Raw genomic sequence first — 21006 nt, forward strand, 5'->3', positions numbered from 1 at the left:
TGATTCGCTGCGAGGATCGCCTCCCGGCCGGCCACGCATGTCGGACCGTCCGCGCGATGCGCTACGCGCCGCGCGGTGTCGCCTCTCCTTCGACTCATGCATTCAGGACCGCCATGTTCAAGCGCCCGTTCGCCGTTTCCCCCGTCGTCCTCGCCTGTGCCGCCGCCCTGTCGCTTGCTGCCTGCGGCGGCGACGACAACCCCGACGTCACCCAGCCGATCGCCGCGAAAGTCCAGGTGGTCGGCCATCGCGGCGCCAGCGCGCTGCGCCCGGAGCACACGCTCGCGTCGTACCGGAAGGCGATCGAGGACGGCGCGGACGTGATCGAGCCGGACCTGGTATCGACCCGCGACGGCGTGCTGGTCGCCCGCCACGAAAACGAGATCTCCGGCACGACCAACGTGGCGACGCTGCCGCAGTTCGCGAGCCGCAAGGCCACCAAGACGATCGACGGCACCGCGCTGACCGGCTGGTTCACCGAGGACTTCACGCTCGCCGAGCTGAAGACGCTGCGCGCCCGCGAGCGGATTGCCCAATTCCGCCCGGCGAACGCCGCGTACAACGACCAGTTCGAGATCCCGACCTTCGACGAGATCGTCGCGCTCGCGAAGGAGATGTCGGGTCGGGTCGGCCGCACCATCCACCTGTATCCGGAAACCAAGCACCCGACCTATTTCCAGTCGATCGGGTTGCCGCTCGAGAACCGCCTCGTCGACGCGCTGAACAAGGACAGCTACACGGCCCGCCAGGCCACCGTGTACATCCAGTCGTTCGAGGTCGCGAACCTGAAGGCGATCCGCGCGCGGATCGGCGCGACCCGGCCGAACTGGAAGCTGGTGCAGCTGATGGACGAGGCGCAGCAGCGCCCGTACGATTTCGTCGTCGCGGGCGACCGGCGCACCTACGGCGACCTGTCGACGGAAAACGGCATGCGCGAGATCGCGAAGTATGCGAACGCGGTCGGTCCGTACAAGACGTCGATCATCGCGGTCGCCGGCGACGGCACGCTGCAAAAGCCGACCCGCTACGTGCGCGACGCGCATCAGGCGGGGCTGCTCGTGCACCCGTACACCTTCCGTCCGGAAAACAACTTCCTGCCGAAATCGCTCAAGGGCGCCGGCACGCCGGACACGCGCAACCCGGCCGGATCGGTGCAGGAAATCCAGGCCTACCTGCGCGCGGGCATCGACGGTTTCTTCACCGACGATCCCGCCGTCGGTCGCCAGGCGGTCGACACCTTCAAGCGCTGACGCCGCGAGCCGGCGCGGGCCCCGCCGTGGCGCGCCGGCAGTCAGGAAGCGTCAGCATTTCGTCTCTCGGCACGCTTACAATGCTGCCTCGTCAAACCTCCTCGAGGCCCTTGTTCCATGACACACGGCATTCACGGCGAAAAACGCTGGTATGCATTGATCGTGCTATGTCTGGGCGTGTTGATGATCGTGCTCGACTCGACCATCGTCAACGTCGCGCTGCCGTCGATCAGCGCCGCGCTGCACTTCTCCGAGACCGCGCTCGTCTGGGTGGTCAATGCGTACATGCTGACGTTCGGCGGCTGCCTGCTGCTTGCCGGACGGCTCGGCGATCTGTTCGGCCACCGCCGGATGTTCCTGCTCGGTCTCACGCTCTTCACGCTCGCGTCGCTCGCGTGCGGGCTCGCCCAGACGCAGTTCGTGCTGATCGCCGCGCGCGCGTTGCAGGGCTTCGGCGGCGCGCTCGTGTCGGCGGTCTCGCTGTCGCTGATCATGAATCTGTTCACCGAAACCGGCGAACGCGCGAAGGCGATGGGCGTGTACGCATTCGTCTGCGCGGGCGGCGGCAGCATCGGCGTGCTGCTGGGCGGGCTGCTCACCAGCGCGCTCAGCTGGCACTGGATCTTCCTCGTCAACCTGCCGATCGGCATCGCGGTCTACGCGGTCTCCGCCGCGCTGATGCCGAAGGTGGCGCCGCCGGCCGGCGACGCGCGGCTCGACGTGGCGGGCGCCGTCGCCGTCACCGCGTCGCTGATGCTCGCGGTGTACGGCATCGTCAACGGCAACGAGGCCGGCTGGCTGTCGGCGCAGACGCTCGGGCTGCTCGCGTGCGCGGCCGCGCTGCTCGCGGCGTTCGTCACGATCGAGGCGCGCGTCGCGCATCCGCTGATGCCGCTGTCGCTGTTCGTGAAACGCAACGTCGCGCTCGCGAACGTGGTCGCCGTGCTGTGGGCGGCGGCGATGTTCGCGTGGTTCTTCCTGACGGCGCTCTACCTGCAGCGCGTGCTCGGCTACGGTCCGCTGCAGGTCGGGCTCGCGTTCCTGCCCGCCAACCTGATCATGGCCGCGTGCTCGCTCGGCGTATCCGCGAAGATCGTGATGCGCTTCGGCATTCGCGGCCCGATCGCGGCCGGCCTGCTGTTCGCGGCGGCCGGCCTCCTGCTGTTCGCCTGCGCGCCGGCCGACGGCGGCTTCGTACCGCACGTGCTGCCCGGCATGCTGCTGCTCGGCCTGGGTGCGGGCATCGCGTTCAATCCGGTGCTGCTCGCCGCGATGAACGACGTCGAACAGCACGAATCGGGGCTCGCGTCGGGCATCGTCAACACGTCGTTCATGATGGGCGGCGCACTGGGCCTCGCGGTGCTCGCGAGCCTCGCCGCCGCGCGCACCGGCGACCTGCTCGCCGGGCACGCGCCGCTGCCGGCCGCGCTGAACGGCGGCTATCACGTCGCGTTCATGTTCGGCGCGGGCTTCGCCGTCGTGGCGGCGCTGGTCGCCATGGCGCTGCGCGTCGGCGCGATGCCGGCGGCCTCCGCCTCGCTGAACGGCGCAACCCACTGAAGCCGCGACGGCCATGACCCAGAACATCTACGACGATCCCGCGTTCTTCGACGGCTACAGCCGTCTGAACCGCTCGATGCACGGCCTCGACGGCGCGCCGGAATGGCCGGCGCTGCGCGCGCAGTTGCCGGACCTGCGCGGTGCCGACGTCGTCGATCTCGGCTGCGGCTACGGCTGGTTCTGCCGCTGGGCGGCCGAACACGGCGCGGCCAGCGTACTGGGCATCGACGTATCAGAGAAGATGCTCGCGCGCGCGGCGGCCACCACGCCGCACACGTCGGTCCGCTATCGCCGGGCCGACCTGGAGACGCTCGACCTGCCCGATGCGGCGTTCGACCTCGTGTACAGCTCGCTCGCGTTCCACTACATCGAGCACCTGCCCGCGCTGTTCGCCACGCTGCATCGCGCGCTCGCGCCGGGCGGCACGCTGCTGTTCTCGATCGAGCACCCGATTTTCATGGCGCCCGCACAGCCGGGGTTCGTCACCGGCGCCGACGGCCGCCGGACCTGGCCGATCGACCGCTATCAGGTCGAAGGGCCACGCGTCACGCACTGGCTCGCGGAAGGCGTCGTCAAGCAGCACCGCACGCTCGCCACGCTGGTCAACCTGCTGATCGCCCAAGGTTTCACGCTCGCCCATCTCGACGAATGGGGCCCCACGCAAGCCCAGATCGACGCGATGCCCGCGCTCGCCGACGAACGCGAACGGCCCATGATGCTGCTGGTGCGCGCGCAACGCTGACCCCTCCGGTTCGTGACGGCAGTGGGCGAGCCGGCGTGCGTCGATCGCCAGCGGATGAACGCTTGGCGGCGCGGCTGAAGGCGGCGGCGCACGGGTGACGAAAGGCGATCGTCGAATCGAAGCCGATATCGCCGCCGAGCCCGCGGTGGCTGGTCAGCGGCCGCGGTTCCGTTCCGGCGGCATCCGCACGGCATGCACCCGGCGTCGATAACGCGCGGTATCGCGGTGGCCCTCGGGCAATCGTCGGCCGGGCGTCCTCATGGCGCGATCGACCGCCCCAGAGAACCTGCGCCGCTCGGGCGCCCGCCTCGACTTTTTTGCGCATTCCCGCGCCGATGCGCCAGTTTTGCGACAATGGCGGACTTTGATCCACGCGCCGCCGCTCGCGGCCGCCCGACCGCCCCGCCGATGACGCTCCCCCATATCGATCTGCTGTACTCCCTGTCCGGCCTGTTCGTCGGCTTTCTCGTCGGCCTGACGGGCGTCGGCGGCGGTTCGCTGATGACGCCGATCCTGGTCCTGCTGTTCAACGTCCACCCGGCGACGGCGGTCGGCACCGACCTGCTGTACGCGGCGGCGACCAAGGCGACCGGCACCTTCGTGCACGGGCTCAAGGGCACCGTCGACTGGCGCATCACCGGCCGTCTCGCCGCCGGCAGCGTGCCGGCCGCCGCGATCACGCTGTGGATCCTGCACGCGCACGGGATGAATTCGCACGGCACCAACCGGCTGATCCAGCTCGTGCTCGGCTGCGCGCTGCTGTTGACGTCGGTCGCGCTGCTGTTTCGCCCGCAGCTCGCGGCGCTCGCCGCGCGGCGCTCGTTCTCCGCGAGCCCGGCGCGCACGCTGGCCGCCACCGTCCTCACGGGCGCGGTGCTCGGCGTGCTGGTGTCGCTGACGTCGGTCGGCGCCGGCGCGATCGGCGTGACCGTGCTGCTGCTGCTCTACCCGACGCTCGCGACCACCCGGATCGTTGGCTCGGACATCGCGCACGCGGTGCCGCTCACGCTGGTGGCCGGCATGGGACACTGGCTGCTCGGCTCGGTCGACTGGTCGCTGCTGCTGTCGCTGCTGGTCGGCTCCCTGCCCGGCATCGTGATCGGCAGCCATCTGTCGACGCGCGCCCCCGAGGGGCTGCTGCGCCGGGTGCTGGCCGCGACGCTCGTCGCGGTCGGCGCGAAGCTGGTGCTGTCCTGACGCGGCGGCGCATCCCGCGCGGCGCCCGCCCCGCGACACCGGCATCGTTCCTTTCCCGCGCATGCGCGTGCGCGATGCGCGCCGGCCCTCGCGCCCTCCGTCACCCGTCGAGCCCTCCATGCAAAAACCGCCCGGCAAGCCGGGCGGTTTTCGTTCATCTCGAGCGCGAGATCACATCATGATCCCTGCTTGAGCTGCTTGAGCTGCAACGCCTTCTGCTGCAGCTTCAGCACGCGCTGCAGTGCCGAGCGGTTCGCGAGGATGCCGTCGTAGAACGTGCCCAGGTCGCCCTTCAGCGCGACGCGCGACGGATCGTTCAGGTAGATCATGTGGCCCGACGGGTAGAACTTCAGCGTCAGGTTCTTCGCCTTCAAGGTCGGATCGAGCGCCATCTGCTGCAGCGTCAGCTCGGTCTGGTGGAACGGCGTGACCGCATCGAAATAGCCGTTCGCCGACAGCACCTTCAGGTCCGGATTCAGGCTCATCGTCGCCGCCAGGTCGCCGGCCGTGTACAGCGTGTTCGCGCCGCCCGCGTTGGCGCCCGTCGGATCCGTGTGGCTGAAGTCCCAGTTGGTGAACACCAGGTTGTTCAGGTCGACGAACGACGACGTGGACGTGTACTTCAGGTCCGTGTTCAGGTAGCTGTTCCACAACACCGTATACGCGCCGCCGACATTGTTGATCGACGGATCGTTGCCGCCCGAGTTCGGCAGGATGAACGGCGCGATGCCGAGGCCGGTATAGTTCGCGCGGCCGTCATACTGGCCGATCTGGACGTTCGGCACGAGCGTCAGGAAGAACGTGTACGGCGGGTTGTTGTCCGACGACGGCACGTTGCCGAGCGCGGCCGGATTGCCGAAGGTCTGGATCAGCGAAACCGGATCGGTGCCGATGTACGCCCCCATCTGCTGCGCGGACTGCAGGTTGAGGTTCAGGCGAACGTTGACGAAGCCGCCGTCCTGCGGATTCGGGGCCTGCGCGAGCGGCGCGAGCACCGTGTCCGCGTAGGTGCGCGCCTGCGCCATGTACGCGTCGAGATCGGTCGGGGTCGGGCTGACCGTCGTCTTCTTCCAGTAGAACGCGTCGGCCGCGAGCGTCGGGAACGTGCCGACCGCGCTCAACGAGTTCGAGTAGTCGAGGATCGACGACTGCAGCGTAATGCCGTTCAGTTCGATGCCGTCTTCATGCAGCACCCACGACACCACCGCGCTGCGCGCCGTGCCATAGGATTCGCCGTACAGGAACTTCGGCGAATTCCAGCGCGAATACTTGGTCAGGTAGCGCTGGATGAAACGGTCGATCGAGCGCGCGTCCTGGTCGGTACCCCAGAAGTCCTTGTTCTTCGCCGGGGCGATCGCCGCCGAGTAGCCGGTGCCGACCGGGTTGATGAACACCAGGTCCGAGCGGTCGAGCAGGCTGTCCGGATTGTCGAGCAGCTTGTACGGCGCGGGCGGCGTGAAGTTCGGGAACGACGATTGCAGGCGCTTCGGACCGAACGAGCCGAGCAGCAGGTACACCGACGACGAACCCGGGCCGCCGTTGTAGAAGAACGTGACGGGACGCGGCTTCGACGGATCGGGGTTGTCCTGCGTATACGCGACGTAGAACATCTTCGCGTTCGGCTTCGACGTCACGGGGTCGATCGTGGTCAGGTGGCCCGCCGTCGCGGTGTACTTGACGACCTGGCCGTTGATCCGCACCTGCCGGTGCACCACCGACGCCCCTTCCGTCGCATCGCTGACCGAATCGGTCGGGCCGGTGCCGTAGACGTCGTTGTCGACATAGGGCTGGTCGGGCGGCGTGGCGCTCGTCGCGTCCGGGGTGGCCGCCGTGTTGGCGACCGTGTTGTTGGCGACCGCAGCAGCCGCGACGGAGGGGCTACCGCCACCGCCGTCGTCACCGCCGCAGCCGGCGAGCAGCAGCGCGGCCACCGCCGCCGCCGCGACCGGGCGGCCCGCCCTGCCGAAAAATAGCGCGAAACCGTCTTTCAAGGACTTCTGAGTCTTCATTATTGCCTCTCGAACAGAACGATGAATTTCGCCGATTGAAATATTTGATCCCATTCGGCGTTCCGCACTCTAGACGCCATCGTTATGCGATTCGCGCCCCGAGTATTTGCTCACCCGGCGATTCGATATCGGCCGGGCCTTATTTATTCCGCCCGCCTCCCAATATGAATTTTCTGGAATCAATTCCAGATTCGAGACGGATATTTAATTCGGCGCGACATGCGCCACCCCACCCCGCGTTCCGAACGGACAAGCCCGCCCCCTGCGCCAGCGGCCGCGCCGCACGCATCTTTTCACGAAGCAAAAGAATCCCCCCGATCGTCAATGCAGCGCTTTTTCGCTAACAAGCACGCTCATTGAGAATCGAAAAAACAAAACGAAAGGATTATCTAATTAAACAGAAAGAATTGGAGTTTCTGCGTAATTTTTAAAATGTGGACAAATACGGGCGCATATTAGAAGCGCCAGACGGTAACGTAAAGTAAGAATTTGTTACAGAGAAGGAACGGGGACGGGATGGATTTATGCGGCGCAATAAAATAAAACGACCGTCCGCATGGCGGATGCGGCCGGTCGGGGCGACGGCGGCGGACCGCCGCCGATCAGAGCGGCACGTCGACCACGCCGGCGCCCGAGCGGATCGCGTTCGCGCCGGGCGACGGCTCGATCGGCGGCAGGTTCGACGTCGTCAGCGCGGGGGCGGCGCCCGGCACGCCGCCGCGCGGCGTCGTGCGAATCACCTGCGACGGCGGCAGCGGCGTGCCGTTCTTCAGGTGGCTCCACATCAGGTTGAGCGCCTGCAGATCGTAGTAGTGCACCGGAATGTAGCGGCTGTCGAAACCCGCGACCGGCAGGAATGCGTCGAAATGCTGCCCGTTCGTCACTTCGTAGAACGACAGCTGGCTCGCGCCGCCTTCGCTGATGCTGTTCTGCGCGACATACGCGCGCGATGCGTGATTGACGGGCACGAGCGTATCGCTGCGGCCCTGCACGATGATCGCGGGCTTGTGCTGCAGGTTCGCGTTCACGCGCACCGCGTCGACATTCGCGCCGATCCCGAGCTGATTCGCGGTCCACAGCTGGCGCAGGCACAGCGCGCCCGCGAAGCTCGCGTCGGGCGTCGCGAGCCGATGATCGACGCCGCCCGCCGCGCCGTTGAACACGAGATTGATGCCGTTGGTGGGCGGCACGCCGTTGCCGGAGCCGAACAGATCGCTCATCGGCGACGCCGACGGCGCGGCGACCGCGCCCGTGGCCGGATGGGTGGTGGCGAAGCTGAAGTTGCAGAGATTGTCGCTGACCCGCGATTTCGTGTACGCGTTCGCATAGGTGACGGCGATCGCGGGAATCGCCTGCGAATCCCACATCGGCGCCTGCAGCAGGTCGGAATCGGCCAGGTAGCCGGCGTTGTGCAATTGGTTCAGCGCATCGTTCGCCTGGCTCGGCAGATCCGCGCCCGCCACGAGCCCGGCCGCCGCGAGCGTCGCGCAGCGCTGCTGGCGGATCGCCTGCGTCTGCGCGAGCGGCAGCGAGCCGAGATACGGCGCGGCGGCCGCCGCGCCCGCCGCCGCCGCGCACGGCTGCAGCAGGTTCGCGAGCGTCGCGTAGTCGGCGAGCGGCCGGCCGAACGACGGCACCGCCACGCCGTTCTGCCGCACCACCGCGTTCGGCGCCATCCGTACGTTGATCTGCGGCTCGCCGACGACGACGGCCGTGATCCAGCCCTGGTTGTCCTGCTCCGCCGCCGCGAGCGCCGCGCCGCCGCCGTTGCTGACCGACGCCGCGATCGTCGTGATGTCGCCCGGCCGGTAGCGGATGCCGTGATGTCCGTCGCCGACCGTCGGCGCGAACTGCTCGTTGAGCGCCCAGTAGGCGAACTGCACGGCCTGCAGCGTCACGCGCCCCCAGTCCTGTTCGGGATTCTGCTGCGAATGCGCGTGCTTGTATGCGTAACGGTTCGGATACGCGCTATTGAACGCGGCCAGCTCGCCCGGCGTCTCGCTCGCGCTGAACTGGCTCAGGCTGCCGGCGCCCGACGCGCCGGCGAGCGTGCCGTCGATCAGCGTGACGGTGCCGCTCGCGATCTCGTGCGCGCCGTTGCCGCCGCCCTTGTCGTTGTAGGCGACCGCGCAGCCGCGCTTCAAGCCCCATTCGCCGGCGGCGGAAATCGCGCCGTACACGCCGCGCGAGCCCGACGAGGTCGCGGTCACGATGCACGGATGGGTGGGATCGAAGCCGGCGGGCACCTGCACGAGCAGCGTGACGTTCTTGCGGCCGCGGCCGTCGTCGGAATAGGCGAGGTATTCGGTGCCGGCGATCTTGCCCTCGCCGAGCGTGTCGTTGCCGGCCAGGTCGATGTTCGGCCCCCAGAAGCGGCCGTAGCCGCCGTTGGCGGTCATGTCGACGAGCGCGCGGTAATTCGTGTAGATCGCCAGCCGCCGCAGTTCGGCGGCGCTCGGCCGGGCCGGGTTCGCGAACGCCGGACGCGTCGCGCTCGCGAGGCCGGTCTTGCCGAGGCCCGCGGTCAGCAGATCGTCGCTGATGCCGTCATACGCCGTCGTGCGCACGCTGCCCGCGACGAACGCCGGCAGCGCATTGGTCGATGCGCCGTCGTCGCCGTTACAGGCGCCGAGCAATCCCGCGCAGCTGATGAGCGCCACGGCGGCCGCCGCGCGCATCGATCCGCCCCTGCCCCTCGTCATTGCCGCCCCTCAGTCGATGACCGTGTTCGATCGTGAAAAAACGGGCCGCGGCAGATTCCGCGGCCCGTCCGGCACGGGCGGACCGGACGGCGCACAGCGCGCCGCGCGGTCCGCGCCGGCCTTACTGCTGCTGCACGCTCAGCTTGTTGCTCACCGAGGTCACGCCGTCCACGCCCTTCGCGGCTTCGACGGCCTTGTCGATCTGCGACGCATCCGGCACCGAACCTTCCAGCGACACCACGCCGCCCTTCGTGCGCACCGTGATGTTCGACACGTCGACGCCGTTCACTTTCGAAATCGCCTTGCGCACCGCGTAGCCGAGCTTACGATTTGCTTTCTTGGCCGTTTTCGCGGCCGCCTTCGATGCGGCCTGCGCCGTGGCCGGCGCTTCCGTGCCCGCCGCCGCGTCGCTCGCCTGCGCATAGACCTGGCCGCTCACCAGCGCCGCGACCAGCGCGCCACCCAACGCCTTCCATACGATCGACTTCATACTTTCTCCTTGTGACTTCGATGTGAACCGCAACAGTCCGCGGCTACCTTACCCCAAACGGCCGGCGGCGCGTGCAGCGCACGCGCGGACCCGGCCGGAGCTTTCCACGGCGATGCGAGAGAGGCGATACGATGGCCTGGCGATGCCGCGTGCAGATGACGGGCACATGACCGAATCCGCCTGCCAGGCGGCCGCGCCGATGCCCGTGACGCGCCCGGTCTTGTCGGGCAGCCGGGTCGCGCCGCGCGGGCTGGATGCGCGGCTGCGTCGCACAATTTAATCCACAGCGCGGGGATTCGCAAAGGTTTTACATGCCCGCCCGGCGGCCGGCGGCCCGTCCGGCGCGGCCCGCCGCGCCGGACGCGGCCGTGGAATACCCTCGCTTCGCCGCACCGGCGCGGAACTCGGGTACCATCGCCGCGAACAGAGACCGTCCGCCGCCGGGCCGCCCGCGCCCCCGAACCCGCACCATGACGCCACAGCCACCGCCCCACCGGCCGCATCGCATCCTCGCCCGCTTCGTCGCCGTGTCGTGGCGCGATCTCGCGATGTCGTTCGGCCCGACCGTGGTGCTCGCCGCCGCCGCGATCTGGCTCGCGATCGCGCTGATCCGGCCCGCGCCGCCGACCGCGCTGACGATCAGCGCCGGGCCGCCCGGCAGCACCAACTGGATGGCCGCGCAGCGATACAAGCAGATCCTCGCGAAAAACGGCGTGACGCTCAACGTATTGGCGTCCGAAGGATCGGCGACCAACCTGCAGCGGCTCGACGATCCCCGCGAGAAGGTCGACGTCGGCTTCGTGCAGAGCGGGCTCGGCCAGAAGGGCCGCGACGAACACCTGGTGTCGCTCGGCAGCATCGGCTACGTGCCGCTCGCGATCCTGTACCGGGGGCCGGTGATCGAGCGGCTGTCGCAGTTCAAGGGCAAGCGGCTCGCTCTCGGCGCGGAGGGCAGCGGCGCGCGCGAGCTGGGCCTCGCGCTGCTCAAGATGAACGGCATCGCGCCCGGCGGCGAGACGCCGATCCTGCCGACGGCGGGCGAGGATGCGGCGCGCGCGCTGGTCGACGGCAAAATCGACGCGGCGTTCCTGTCCGGCGACTCGACCCAGATCCCGGTGATGGCGAAGCTGTTCCGCGCGCCCGGCGTGCACTTCTATTCGTTCACGCAGGCGGAAGCCTATGCGCGGCGCTTTCCGTATCTGACGGACATCACGCTGCCGATGGGCGTCTACGATCCCGGCACCAACCTGCCGTCGACCGACATCCACACGCTGTCCCCGACGGTCGAGCTGATCGCGCGCGACACGCTGCATCCCGCGCTGTCCGACCTGCTGATCGAGGCCGCGCGCGAAGTGCACGGCCGCGCGACGATCCTCCAGCGCGCGGGCGAATTCCCGTCGCCCGTCACGCACAGCAGCTTCCCGCTGTCCGACGACGCGGCGCGCTACTACAAATCGGGCAAGACGTTCCTGTACCGGCAGCTGCCGTTCTGGGTCGCGAGCCTCGTCGACCGGCTGCTGGTGATCGTCGTACCGCTCGTCGTCGTGCTGATTCCGGGGCTGCGGCTCGTGCCGTCGCTGTACGGCTGGCGCGTGCGCTCGCGCATCTACCGCTGGTACGGCGCGCTGATCGCGCTCGAGCGCAACGCGCTCGGCGAGCACACCGCGGAGGAGCGGGTCGTGCTGCTCGACCGGCTCGACGAGGTCGAGGAAGCGGTCAACCGGATGAAGATGCCGCTCGCGTACGCGGGCCAGTTCTACGTGCTGCGCGAACATATCGGCTTCGTGCGCGAGCGCCTGCTGGCCCACGACCCGGCCCCGGCCGCGCGCGCCGCGCCGGCGGCCGCCGCGCCGCCCGATGCCGCCTGAACGGACGATCCGCCGCGTTTGCTGCATTTGCCGACGCCGCCGCGTAACATGGCGCGACACAGCCGCTCGTCGCGCCCTTTCCTCAGGAGACACATACTTATGACCGTCGGCCTCGACGCTTCCCAGCCGGTGTGGTTCTACGACTTCCTGTCGCCGTTCACGTACCTGCTGCTCGAACAGCACGACAAGTGGCCGAACATGCCGTTTGCGCTGGTTCCCGTGTCGCTGCCGGATCTGCACCGCCACTGGGGCCAGCGCCCCGCCGCCGAGGTGCCCGCGAAGCGCGTCTTCACCTACCGGCACGCGCTGTTTCGCGCGGAACAGCTCGGTATTCCGTTCAAGATGCCGCCCGCGCATCCGTTCGATTCGAGCAAGGCGCTGCGGCTCGCGATCGCGCTGCAGGCCGACCTCGTCACCGTGCGCGAGATCTTCCGCTTCATCTGGCGCGACGGCCGCGATCCGTCGACGCCGGACGGCTTCGCCGCGCTGTGCGCCCGGCTCGGCGTCGAGCACGGCGAATCGTTGATCGATTTCGAGGAAACCCGCGAGCAGTTGCGCCGCAACACGGCGGACGCGATCGCGCTCGGCGTGTTCGGCGTGCCGACCTTCTGGCTGAACACACAGCTGTTCTGGGGCGAGGACGCGCTGCCGATGGTGCTGTATTGCGCGCGCACGCCGAACTGGCTCGAATCGAAGGAAGTGAAACGGATCAGCGCGCTGCCGTCCGGGCGCCCGTGATACCGGCTATTTCGCACCCGCGCGCGCAAACCCGCCGCGCGCGGGTAACGTGACGACCCGACGCACCCGCTTGCCCGCTATTCCGATGGAACCCGAAGAAGACCGTACCGCCTCGCTCGACATCTGGCTCGTGCGCGTGCTGCGCACGCTGCTGCTCGAGCGCAGCGTCACGCAGGCCGCGCTGCGCCTGAACCAGACCCAGCCCGCGATCAGCACCGCGCTGCGCAAGCTGCGCGAGACGCTCAACGATCCGATCCTGGTGCGCGGCAAGGCCGGCATGGTGCCGACCGAATACGGCGCGTCGCTGCTCGACGCCGCGCAGCGCGCGCTGCGCGACGTGGATTTCATCGCGACCCCGCACGGCGAATTCGATCCCGCTCACGCGCGCCGCACGTTCCGGGTCGTCGCGCCCGATTACCTGAACGACTTCTTCATGCCGACGCTGATCGCGCGCTTTCGCGCGGCCGCGCCGCATGCCCACCTCGACATCGATTCGCTGAACCCGGCGCTCGATCACGCCGCCGCGCTCGACTCGGGCGCGCTCGACCTGGTGATCGGCAACTGGCCGAAGCCCGACCCGCATTTCGTCCGCGACGATCTGTTCGCGGACACGGTGGTCTGCATGATGCGCGCCGCGCACCCGCTCGCCGGCGCGCCGCTCACCCGCGACGCCTATGCGGCCGCCGCGCATCTCGCGCCCACGCCGTACACCGGCGCGAAGCGCAACGCGATCGAGATCGGCCTCGCCCGCGCGGGCCTCGAACGCCGCGTCGTGACGACGCTGCCCTACTTCGGGCTGGTGCCGCAGGTGCTGCTGCAATCCGACCTGATCTTCACGACGACGCGCCGCTTCGCCACGCATTACGCGCAGCTGCTGCCGCTCGTCGTCGTCGAGCCGCCGGTGCCGTTCCCGCGCATCCGCTGCTACCAGCTCCGGCATCCGCAGCCGGACCGGCCGACCGACGTCGCCTGGCTGGGCGCGCTGATGGCGGAGGTGTCGGCCGAGCTGACCGCGCGCGTCAAGCGGCGCTGACCGCGCGCCCGCTTCAGCGCCGGCGCATCAGTCCGACGAAGAACACGCCGCCCAGCAGCGCGGTGACGATCCCGATCGGCAGATCCTCCGGCGCGATCAGCGTGCGCGCCGCGACGTCCGCCCAGATCAGCAGGATCGCGCCGCACAGCCCCGCCACCGGCAGCAGCCGGCCGTGTTCGGCGCCGACGAAACGACGGCACAGGTGCGGCGTCACGAGCCCGACGAAGCCGATCGCGCCGCTGACCGCCACCATCGCGCCCGTCGCGAACGACGCGATCACGAATACCTCGCGCCGCATTCCGGCGACGGACACGCCGAGCGCCACCGCCGCCAGATCGCCGGACATCAGCGCATTCAGCTCGCGGCGGCGCGCGTACAGCGCGAGCGCGGCGAGCGTCGCGCAGCACGCGGGCGCCATCAGCAGATCCCAGCGCGCGAGGCCCACGCCGCCGAGCATCCAGAACAGCACCGACGACGCGGCGCGCTGGTCGCCCAGGTACAGCAGCAGGTTCGCGGCCGCCGTCATCACGAACGACACCGCCACGCCCGCGAGCAGCAGCCGGTCCGATTCCAGCCGGCCGCGCCGGTGCGCGAGCGCGACCACGCAGCCGGTCGCGGCCAGCGCGCCGCCGAACGCGGCGAACGACAGCGTGAACGGCCCGAACGCCGCGCCGAGCCACAGCGTCGCCGCGACCGCGCCCAGCATGGCGCCGGAACTCACGCCGAGCAGATGCGGATCGGCGAGCCGGTTCGCGGTCACCGCCTGCAGCGCGACGCCGACCAGCGCGAGCGTCGCGCCGACCAGCGCTGCCAGCAGCGAGCGCGGCAGGCGGATCAGCCAGACGATGCTGTCGTCGCCGACGCTCCACGCGGGCGCGGCCGCGCCCTGCAGCCCCGGCGCGAGGTGCGCGGCGACGATCCGCCATGCCTGCCCGGGCGCGATCGACGCCGGTCCGAACCCGGTCGCGACGACGATCGACAACGCGAGCGCCACGGCCAGCACGGGCACCGCCAGCCGCCCGCGCCAGCGCGCGAAGCCGGCCCGGGACGGCGCGGACGCCGCGGCGCGGCTCATCGCGCCGCCTTCGCGAACGCGGCCGGATACAAGCCGCGCGCGAGCGTTTCGACCGCGTCCGCATTCTCGGTGCCGGGCGTCGCCGCATCGTACGGCAGCACGACGAAGCGCCGCGCACGAATCGCGTCGACCTGCGCGAGCGCGGGCTGGCTCAGCAGGAACTGCTTCTTCTGCTCGGCCGTCACCGCCGAATAGTCGACGATCACGATCGCCTGCGGATTGCGCGCGACGACGCTTTCCCAGCTCGCCTGGGTCCAGCTGCGCGGCACGTCGTCCATCACGTTGCGGCCGCCCGCCGCCGCGATCAGCGCGGTCGGCATCGCCATCGCGCCCGCCGTCATCGGCTTGTCGTTGCCGCTGTCGTAGACGAACACGCGCAGCGGCGTCGCGACGCCGGCCAGCGCGGCGCGCACCGCCGCGAGGCGGCGCTGCATCGCGGCGATCACCTGCTCCGCGCGCGCCTCGACCGCGAAAATCCGGCCGAGATTGCGCAAGTCGCGGTACACGTCGTCGAACGACGCGGGCGGACGCGGCATCACGTGTGAGCACGATTCGGTCAGTTCGTAGCTCCGGATGCCGAAGCGTTCGAGCGATGCCGGCGTGACCGGGCCGCCCACGTGCATCCCGTAGTTCCAGCCCGCGAAGTAGAAATCCGCGTGCGCGCCGATCAGCACCTCCAGCGACGGATACTGGATCGCCAGCTCCGGCACGCCCGCCAGCGCGGCCCGCAGGCGCGCGTTGCCGGTCTTCCAGCCGGCGATGCCGGTGTAGCCCGCGAGCCGGTCCTTGAGGCCGAGCGCGAGCATCATCTCGGTCAGGTTGACGTCGTTGCTCACCGCGCGCGCCGGCGCGCGCTCGAACGTCACGTCGCGATCGCAGCTGCGCACCGTCACCGGATACGCGGCGGCATGCGCCGCCGCGCCGGTCAGTGCCAGCACACAGCCCGCGCGCGCGCGCCACGCGCGGGCCCAGGTCGTTCGGTTCAGCATGGGTCGGCGTCCTCCGGATGCATCAACGTGATGCGCGGGCACCCTGACAACGGATGCCGGTCGACCAGCGCGGCCACCCCGAACACGTCCTTCAGCAACGCCTCGGTCAGCACCTCGGCGGGGGGGCCGGCCGCGACCAGCGCGCCGGCCGCCAGCACGTAGAGCCGATCGCAATACGCGGCGGCAAGGTTGAGGTCGTGGATCGCCGCGAGCGTCGCGACGCCGAGGCGGCGCACGCGCGTCATCAGCTCCAGCTGGTGGCGCAGGTCGAGATGGTTGGTGGGTTCGTCGAGCATCAGCACTTCGGGCTGCTGGACCAGCGCCCGCGCCAGCAGCGCGCGCTGCTTCTCGCCGCCCGACAGCGACGCGAACAGCCGCGCGCGGCGGGCCCACAGGCCGACGTCGCGCAGCGCGGCCTCGACGCAGCGCGCATCGTCGGCCGTGTCGCCGTCGAGCAGCCGCTTGTGCGGCGTGCGGCCCATGCGCGCGACCTGCTCGACGGTCAGTCCGAAATCGTCGGGCGCCTCCTGCTGCAGCACCGCGACGCGCTGCGCGCTCCAGCGCGGCGACGCGCGCCAGATGTCGCGCCCGTCGAGCGTCACCGCGCCCGCCTGCGGCTGCGCGAAGCGGAACGCGCAGCGCAGCAGGCTCGTCTTGCCGCTGCCGTTCGGGCCGATCAGCCCGACGAACTCGCGCGGGCCGATCGTCAGCGACAGCGCATTCAGCACGGCCGGCGCGCCCGCGGGCGCCCAGCTCAGGCGTTCGATCTCGAGTGTGACGGACATCGTGTGCGCTTCTCCGGTGAGCGGCTAGAAGCGCATGGTCGCGACCAGCTCCGCCGAGCGTGCCGGGCCGAGCAGCCATTGCGCGCCGTTGTTCGACGTGCTCGCCGCATAGCTGCGATCCGCCAGGTTGCGCAGATACAGCGCGACATCGGTGTTGCGCGTCGCGCGCCATTGCAGCGACGCGTCGAACACCGTGTACGACGGCACCGGCACACGGTTCGCGTCGTCGCCGTAACGGCGCCCGACGTAGCGCACGCCGGCGTTGGCCTTCCAGTCCGCCGCGAACGCCCAGCCCAGCCACAGGTTGGCCATCTGCTGCGCAATGCCGTTGGGCACGTTGCCGGCGCGCGGGTAGCTGACGCCGCCCACCGTCTGGCTGAAGTTGTCGTAGCGCGCGCGCAGCAGCGCCGCGTTCGCGTCGATCGTCCAGCCGCCGCCGAGCTGCACGCCGCCCGTCAGCTCGATGCCGCGCGACGATTGCCGGCCGACCTGCTGGCGGATCGCGGGATTCAGCGGATCGGTGCTGAGCAGGTCGCGCTTGACGATGTCGTAGGCGGCGAAGGTCCAGTACGCGCGGCCGTCGAGCCATTCCTGCTTGAGGCCCGCTTCCCATTGTTCGCCGGTCGCGAGCGTGTACTTCGCCTGCGACGACGCCATCGTCACGAGCGACCCCACGCCTTCCGCGCCCGTCGTGTACTGCGCATACACGGACAGCGACGGCGTGACCTCGAATACGAAGCCGGTGCGCCAGCCGGTGTGCGCGAGCGTCTTGTCGAAGCCGGTGCCGGACGCCAGATCGTCGCGATGGAACGCGATGTGGTCGTAGCGCAGCCCGCTCACCCACGCGACGCGCGGCAGGATCTCGAGCCGGTTCTCGACGAACACCGCCGCCTGATTGGTGCGGGTGCGAAACCGCAGCCCGGTCGGATCGGGGCTCGCGAACACGCCCGGATCGAAGCCGTACGCATTGACCGTCGACTCGCCGCCGTAGGGCGCGTTGTTGGACCCGTCGAAAGTGATCCGGTTGAACTCGGTGCCGACCACGAGGCGGTTCGCGCGGCCGAACACCTGCCCGTCGACACGCACGCTCAGGCGGTCGCCGACTTGCCGTTCGCGATGGAAGATCTCGATGTAGTCGCTGCGCGTCACCACGCCGGCGACCGGATCGAGCGCGTAGGCTTCCGCGTCGCGCCAGTGGCGGTGGGTGGCCAGGTAGTACAGCTGATTGTCGATCGTGACGCCGGGCGCCGGGCGATAGCGCGCGGACAGGCGGGTCCACTGGTCGTAGTAGCCGATCGTCGCGTTGCCGACGTTGTAGTTCTTCTTGCGCAGCGCGCCATCCAACACGCCGTCCGTCACCGGCACGCCGAAGTACGTCGCGGGTTTCTGGCGCCCGTAGTCGTAGTCGAGCGAGAACGACAGGCGCGGATTGACGTCGAGCCGCAGCGACCCGCCGACGGCCGTCGCATGCGCGTCGCCGCGCTCGACCGTGCCGTGCGAGCGCGTGTCGCTCAGGTAGAAGCGGTACGACAGCAGCGGCCCGAGCGCGCCCGTCGTGTCGAACGCGACGCGCTTCTCGCCGTGCGTGCCGATGCCCGCCTGCAGCGTGGTCTCCCGCTCGCGCTTCGGGCGCTTCGGCACCACGTTCACGACGCCGCCGATCGCCCCTTCGCCGTACAGCACCGACGCCGGACCGCGCAGCACCTCGATGCGCTCGGCCGACCAGGTATCGAACGGGAACGTGACCGTACCCGCGCCGGGGTAGAGGCGCACGCCGTCGTACAGCGTCATCACCGACTCCTGTCCGGCGAAGCCGCGCACCGACAGCGCCGTGCCGCCGTTGCCCGGCGACGCGCTGTTGACGAAGCCCGTCGCGCGGGTCACCGCGTCGAGCACCGTGCGATCGCCGCGCGCCGTCATCTGCTGCGCGGTGATGGTCTCGACGCTCGCGGGCGTATCGAGGCTCGCGAGTCCGAGCCGCGAGCCGGTCTGCAGCGGCGTGGACAGCGGCGCGGGCTCGCGTTCCGCCGCGGCGGCCACCCGCACGGTCGGCAGCACGTGGCGATCGTCGCGCGGCGCGACGGGTGGATCGGTCTCGACGGCAAGCGCGCCGGATGCCGCGACCGCGCAGGTCAGCGCCATCATGCAGCCGCGCCGGACCCCGGCGAATGCGGCCGGGCCGGCCGGCGCCGCCGGGCGGCGTGCAACGCGGCGGCGCGCCGCGCGTTTCAGTCGGGAACCGCTCATCTCCCTCCCGCCCCGCGCATCGCATCCCCGCCGTCGCGCGACCCCGCCGCGCGCCCCGCCGCCGGTACTGCTCCGGCCCATTCCATTGCGTCCCGCTTCACTTCGTCCCGACTCCCGTGTTGATCGGAGCATGCCGGCCGAACCGCGCGCCCCCCGGCGCGCACTTTACAGTTCACCTACATGCCGGCGCAGATGATATAACATATCACCTTCCCGATAAACGCCCGCCGTACGCCGATGCGTGCGAAGTCAGGCCACGCAGAAGGTTTCCTGCAAATGCGCCCAGTGCACGGTGCCCGTCGCCGCGTCGCGTTCGAATACGACGGTCGCGCGCCGCGCGGGCAGCACGCCGCTGGCGTCGGTCTGGTGCTCGCAGTAGCTCACGACCGCGCCTGCCGGATACGCGGCCAGCACGCGGGTGTCGGAGAAGGTGATCCTGAGTCCCGGCTTGCGCCCCGCGATGCGCACGAACAGCGCGCGCATCGCCGCATGGTCGTAAAGGCCGCCGTCGGTGCCGATCATCGTGAAGTGCGGCGCGAAATGCGCCATCACGGCATCGAGCGCCGCGTCGGACGCGCTCACGCCCGCCAGCCAGTCCTGAATCGCGTCGCAGCCCGCGACCACCTCGTCGAGATAGGCCTGATGCCCTTGCATCCGTCGCTCCATTGGGTCAGCCGCGCGGCCCCTGCCGCGCGGGATCCCCGAGTGTACGCAAGTCGCGCGGCGGCGTCGCTCGTCAGCGCGCGGGCACTCGATCGAGGCCGGTGCGCTCGACGTCCGCCGCCGCATCCGGCGACGCGAGGAAATCCAGCAGCGCCTTCGCTTCGCGCGGATGGCGCGCGCCGACGGGCACGCCGCCCGCGAAACGCGTCACCGACTGCAGCGACTCCGGCACCTTGCCGATGAACGTCGCGCCCGGCACCGGCAGCAGTTCGCTCACCTGCTGGAACCCGAGCGCATAGGTACCGTCCGCCACCTTCGACGCCACCGGGATGCGCGGGATCATCGTCGCCTTCGGCTTCATCTCGGCCTCGATGCCGAGCTTCCCGAACAGCTCGTTCTGCACGTAGACGCCGCTCGCGCTGTCCGAGTACGCCACCGACGACGCCCGCAGCAACGCCGCCTTCAGTGCGTCCGGCGTGCTGATGTCGGGCTTCGGCGCACCGTCGCGCACGACCGCGCCGATCCGCGAATCGGCCAGTTCGACGCGCGACGCCGGATCGACCTTGCCTTCCCGGATCAGCCGGTCGAGCGCGTAGCCCACCATGATCACGACGTCGGCGGGCTCGCCGCGCGCGAGGCGGTTCGGGATCGCCTCGGGCGTCGTGCCCATCGACGGCCCGTACGCGATGTCGAGCCGGTCGCCTCGGGCCGCCTCGAACTTCGGCGCAAGCAGCTTGTAGGCGGCGGTGAAGCCGCCGGAGTTCAGCACGTGCAGTTCGACGGCGTCCGCATGCGCGAGCGCCGCCGCGCCGAGCAGCACGCCGCAGGCAATGGTTTTTGTCAGGAGAAGTCGCATGGTGTGAGGGGGATGGGTTGCATCGGGGGAACGACGATGCTCATCTTCGGCAAACCCGGCTCTTTTGGGAAGGAGCTTTTTCGAATCGATCGGGGCGTGGTGGCCATCGATCGGCCCAGCGCCCGATACGTCCGGTACGCCCGGGGACACGCTGCCGCACGGCCCGCCTGCGTTTGCACGCGTATCGCGCCGCGGGCGGAGCCGGCGCCCCCTCCGCGCGAGGCCGTTCAGGATGCCGCCCGCCGCCGGCTCAGTCCTGCGCGGCCAGCCCAAGGGCGGCGCGCTTCGCGAGCGGCGCGCCGGAACGCACCTGCAGCAGCTCCGCGCACACCGCCACCGCGATCGCGGCCGGCGCCTTGTCGACGATGCCGGAGACGCCGATCGGGCACACCATGTCCCGCATCCGCGCCGGATCGACACCGCGTTCGGCGAGCCGGCGCTCGAACTTCACCCGTTTGGTCTGCGAACCGATCATCCCGAAGTAGCGGAAATCGCGTCGCCGCATGATCCGCTCGGCCAGCGCGAAATCGAGCGCGTGGTTGTGCGTCATCACCAGGAAGTACGCGCCGGCGGGCGCCGCGTCGACCAGCGCGGCGGGAATATCGGTCGGCTCCGGCTGGACGTTCGCCGGCACCTCGTCCGGAAACAGCTCGTCGCGCTCGTCGACCCACTGCACGACGCACGGCAGGCGCCCGAACAGCGGCACCAGCGCGTGGCCGACGTGCCCCGCGCCGAACAGCACGATGTGCATCGGCGGCGGCGCGGGCGCGCCGCCTCGGCGGCCGACCGTGATCGTCATCGC

At 70.0% G+C, this 21006-nt stretch carries 17 protein-coding genes; 7 read left to right on the top strand and 10 right to left on the bottom strand.

Features of this window, described 5'->3' with window-relative positions; all coding sequences use genetic code 11:
• The first annotated feature begins 113 nt into the window (after positions 1 to 113).
• From RZR99_RS21210 to RZR99_RS21225, 4 genes are all read left to right on the top strand, one after another.
• Complete coding sequence (locus RZR99_RS21210; RefSeq protein ID WP_323121742.1) at positions 114 to 1250, top strand: glycerophosphodiester phosphodiesterase; 1137 nt, start codon at positions 114 to 116, stop codon at positions 1248 to 1250.
• Positions 1251 to 1367: 117 nt separating this feature from the next.
• Positions 1368 to 2810 (top strand): MFS transporter, encoded by a 1443-nt coding sequence (locus tag RZR99_RS21215; protein ID WP_323121743.1) that lies wholly within the window; start codon positions 1368 to 1370, stop codon positions 2808 to 2810.
• 13 nt (positions 2811 to 2823) lie between these two features.
• On the top strand, positions 2824 to 3552 hold the full coding sequence (locus tag RZR99_RS21220; protein WP_323121744.1) for a class I SAM-dependent methyltransferase: 729 nt from the start codon (positions 2824 to 2826) through the stop codon (positions 3550 to 3552).
• Between the two features lie 408 nt (positions 3553 to 3960).
• Positions 3961 to 4749, top strand: a complete 789-nt coding sequence (locus RZR99_RS21225; RefSeq protein ID WP_323121745.1) for a sulfite exporter TauE/SafE family protein — start codon at positions 3961 to 3963, stop codon at positions 4747 to 4749.
• A 176-nt stretch (positions 4750 to 4925) separates the two neighbouring features.
• On the opposite strand, the gene RZR99_RS21230 is transcribed toward RZR99_RS21225, so the two are convergent.
• From RZR99_RS21230 to RZR99_RS21240, 3 genes are all read right to left on the bottom strand, one after another.
• A complete protein-coding gene (locus RZR99_RS21230) occupies positions 4926 to 6758 on the bottom strand; it encodes a S10 family peptidase (RefSeq protein ID WP_323121746.1) in 1833 nt (610 codons plus the stop codon).
• Positions 6759 to 7360: 602 nt separating this feature from the next.
• Positions 7361 to 9460 (bottom strand): D-(-)-3-hydroxybutyrate oligomer hydrolase, encoded by a 2100-nt coding sequence (locus tag RZR99_RS21235; RefSeq protein ID WP_323121747.1) that lies wholly within the window; start codon positions 9458 to 9460, stop codon positions 7361 to 7363.
• Positions 9461 to 9581: 121 nt separating this feature from the next.
• A complete protein-coding gene (locus tag RZR99_RS21240; protein WP_323121748.1) occupies positions 9582 to 9950 on the bottom strand; it encodes a BON domain-containing protein in 369 nt (122 codons plus the stop codon).
• 470 nt (positions 9951 to 10420) lie between these two features.
• Here RZR99_RS21240 and RZR99_RS21245 point away from each other — a divergent pair, with 470 nt between their 5' ends.
• The 3 genes from RZR99_RS21245 to RZR99_RS21255 all read left to right on the top strand — a co-directional run bounded on the left by RZR99_RS21245 (position 10421) and on the right by RZR99_RS21255 (position 13589).
• Positions 10421 to 11818 carry a TAXI family TRAP transporter solute-binding subunit gene (locus RZR99_RS21245; RefSeq protein ID WP_323121749.1) on the top strand — a complete coding sequence of 466 codons (1398 nt, stop codon included), beginning with the start codon at positions 10421 to 10423 and terminating at the stop codon, positions 11816 to 11818.
• Positions 11819 to 11917: 99 nt separating this feature from the next.
• Complete coding sequence (locus RZR99_RS21250; protein WP_323121750.1) at positions 11918 to 12556, top strand: 2-hydroxychromene-2-carboxylate isomerase; 639 nt, start codon at positions 11918 to 11920, stop codon at positions 12554 to 12556.
• An 85-nt stretch (positions 12557 to 12641) separates the two neighbouring features.
• Positions 12642 to 13589, top strand: a complete 948-nt coding sequence (locus RZR99_RS21255) for a LysR family transcriptional regulator (RefSeq protein WP_323121751.1) — start codon at positions 12642 to 12644, stop codon at positions 13587 to 13589.
• A 13-nt stretch (positions 13590 to 13602) separates the two neighbouring features.
• Here the strand turns inward: RZR99_RS21255 and RZR99_RS21260 are convergent, their stop codons facing one another.
• The 7 genes from RZR99_RS21260 to xdhC all read right to left on the bottom strand — a co-directional run bounded on the left by RZR99_RS21260 (position 13603) and on the right by xdhC (position 21003).
• On the bottom strand, positions 13603 to 14664 hold the full coding sequence (locus tag RZR99_RS21260) for a FecCD family ABC transporter permease (RefSeq protein ID WP_323121752.1): 1062 nt from the start codon (positions 14662 to 14664) through the stop codon (positions 13603 to 13605).
• Entirely contained in the window at positions 14661 to 15653 is a 993-nt protein-coding gene (locus RZR99_RS21265; RefSeq protein WP_323121753.1) for an ABC transporter substrate-binding protein, read from the bottom strand. The genes RZR99_RS21260 and RZR99_RS21265 overlap by 4 nt, the downstream gene beginning before the upstream one ends.
• Entirely contained in the window at positions 15647 to 16438 is a 792-nt protein-coding gene (locus RZR99_RS21270; protein WP_323121754.1) for an ABC transporter ATP-binding protein, read from the bottom strand. Before RZR99_RS21270 ends, RZR99_RS21265 begins: the two co-directional genes overlap by 7 nt.
• Before the next feature lie 24 nt (positions 16439 to 16462).
• On the bottom strand, positions 16463 to 18685 hold the full coding sequence (locus RZR99_RS21275) for a TonB-dependent receptor (RefSeq protein WP_407655485.1): 2223 nt from the start codon (positions 18683 to 18685) through the stop codon (positions 16463 to 16465).
• Between the two features lie 249 nt (positions 18686 to 18934).
• Positions 18935 to 19339, bottom strand: coding sequence for a nuclear transport factor 2 family protein (locus tag RZR99_RS21280; protein WP_323121755.1), 405 nt, complete (start codon positions 19337 to 19339; stop codon positions 18935 to 18937).
• 82 nt (positions 19340 to 19421) lie between these two features.
• The gene (locus RZR99_RS21285; protein WP_323121756.1) at positions 19422 to 20204 is read right to left on the bottom strand and encodes a substrate-binding domain-containing protein; all 783 of its coding nucleotides are present in this window, start codon (positions 20202 to 20204) and stop codon (positions 19422 to 19424) included.
• Between the two features lie 250 nt (positions 20205 to 20454).
• Positions 20455 to 21003, bottom strand: coding sequence for a xanthine dehydrogenase accessory protein XdhC (xdhC, locus tag RZR99_RS21290; RefSeq protein WP_323121757.1), 549 nt, complete (start codon positions 21001 to 21003; stop codon positions 20455 to 20457).
• Positions 21004 to 21006: the final 3 nt, after the last annotated feature.

The sequence above is a fragment of the Burkholderia alba genome (genome assembly GCF_034721475.1).
GTDB lineage: Bacteria > Pseudomonadota > Gammaproteobacteria > Burkholderiales > Burkholderiaceae > Burkholderia > Burkholderia alba.

Excerpts from the sequence above, each read along its gene's own strand:
- RZR99_RS21210 (WP_323121742.1), top strand. The coding sequence starts at position 114 with ATGTTCAAGCGCCCGTTCGCCGTTTCCCCCGTCGTCCTCGCCTGTGCC.
- RZR99_RS21215 (WP_323121743.1), top strand. The coding sequence starts at position 1,368 with ATGACACACGGCATTCACGGCGAAAAACGCTGGTATGCATTGATCGTG.
- RZR99_RS21220 (WP_323121744.1), top strand. The coding sequence starts at position 2,824 with ATGACCCAGAACATCTACGACGATCCCGCGTTCTTCGACGGCTACAGC.
- RZR99_RS21225 (WP_323121745.1), top strand. The coding sequence starts at position 3,961 with ATGACGCTCCCCCATATCGATCTGCTGTACTCCCTGTCCGGCCTGTTC.
- RZR99_RS21230 (WP_323121746.1), bottom strand. The coding sequence starts at position 6,758 with ATGAAGACTCAGAAGTCCTTGAAAGACGGTTTCGCGCTATTTTTCGGC.
- RZR99_RS21235 (WP_323121747.1), bottom strand. The coding sequence starts at position 9,460 with ATGACGAGGGGCAGGGGCGGATCGATGCGCGCGGCGGCCGCCGTGGCG.
- RZR99_RS21240 (WP_323121748.1), bottom strand. The coding sequence starts at position 9,950 with ATGAAGTCGATCGTATGGAAGGCGTTGGGTGGCGCGCTGGTCGCGGCG.
- RZR99_RS21245 (WP_323121749.1), top strand. The coding sequence starts at position 10,421 with ATGACGCCACAGCCACCGCCCCACCGGCCGCATCGCATCCTCGCCCGC.
- RZR99_RS21250 (WP_323121750.1), top strand. The coding sequence starts at position 11,918 with ATGACCGTCGGCCTCGACGCTTCCCAGCCGGTGTGGTTCTACGACTTC.
- RZR99_RS21255 (WP_323121751.1), top strand. The coding sequence starts at position 12,642 with ATGGAACCCGAAGAAGACCGTACCGCCTCGCTCGACATCTGGCTCGTG.
- RZR99_RS21260 (WP_323121752.1), bottom strand. The coding sequence starts at position 14,664 with ATGAGCCGCGCCGCGGCGTCCGCGCCGTCCCGGGCCGGCTTCGCGCGC.
- RZR99_RS21265 (WP_323121753.1), bottom strand. The coding sequence starts at position 15,653 with ATGCTGAACCGAACGACCTGGGCCCGCGCGTGGCGCGCGCGCGCGGGC.
- RZR99_RS21270 (WP_323121754.1), bottom strand. The coding sequence starts at position 16,438 with ATGTCCGTCACACTCGAGATCGAACGCCTGAGCTGGGCGCCCGCGGGC.
- RZR99_RS21275 (WP_407655485.1), bottom strand. The coding sequence starts at position 18,685 with ATGAGCGGTTCCCGACTGAAACGCGCGGCGCGCCGCCGCGTTGCACGC.
- RZR99_RS21280 (WP_323121755.1), bottom strand. The coding sequence starts at position 19,339 with ATGCAAGGGCATCAGGCCTATCTCGACGAGGTGGTCGCGGGCTGCGAC.
- RZR99_RS21285 (WP_323121756.1), bottom strand. The coding sequence starts at position 20,204 with ATGCGACTTCTCCTGACAAAAACCATTGCCTGCGGCGTGCTGCTCGGC.
- xdhC (WP_323121757.1), bottom strand. The coding sequence starts at position 21,003 with ATGACGATCACGGTCGGCCGCCGAGGCGGCGCGCCCGCGCCGCCGCCG.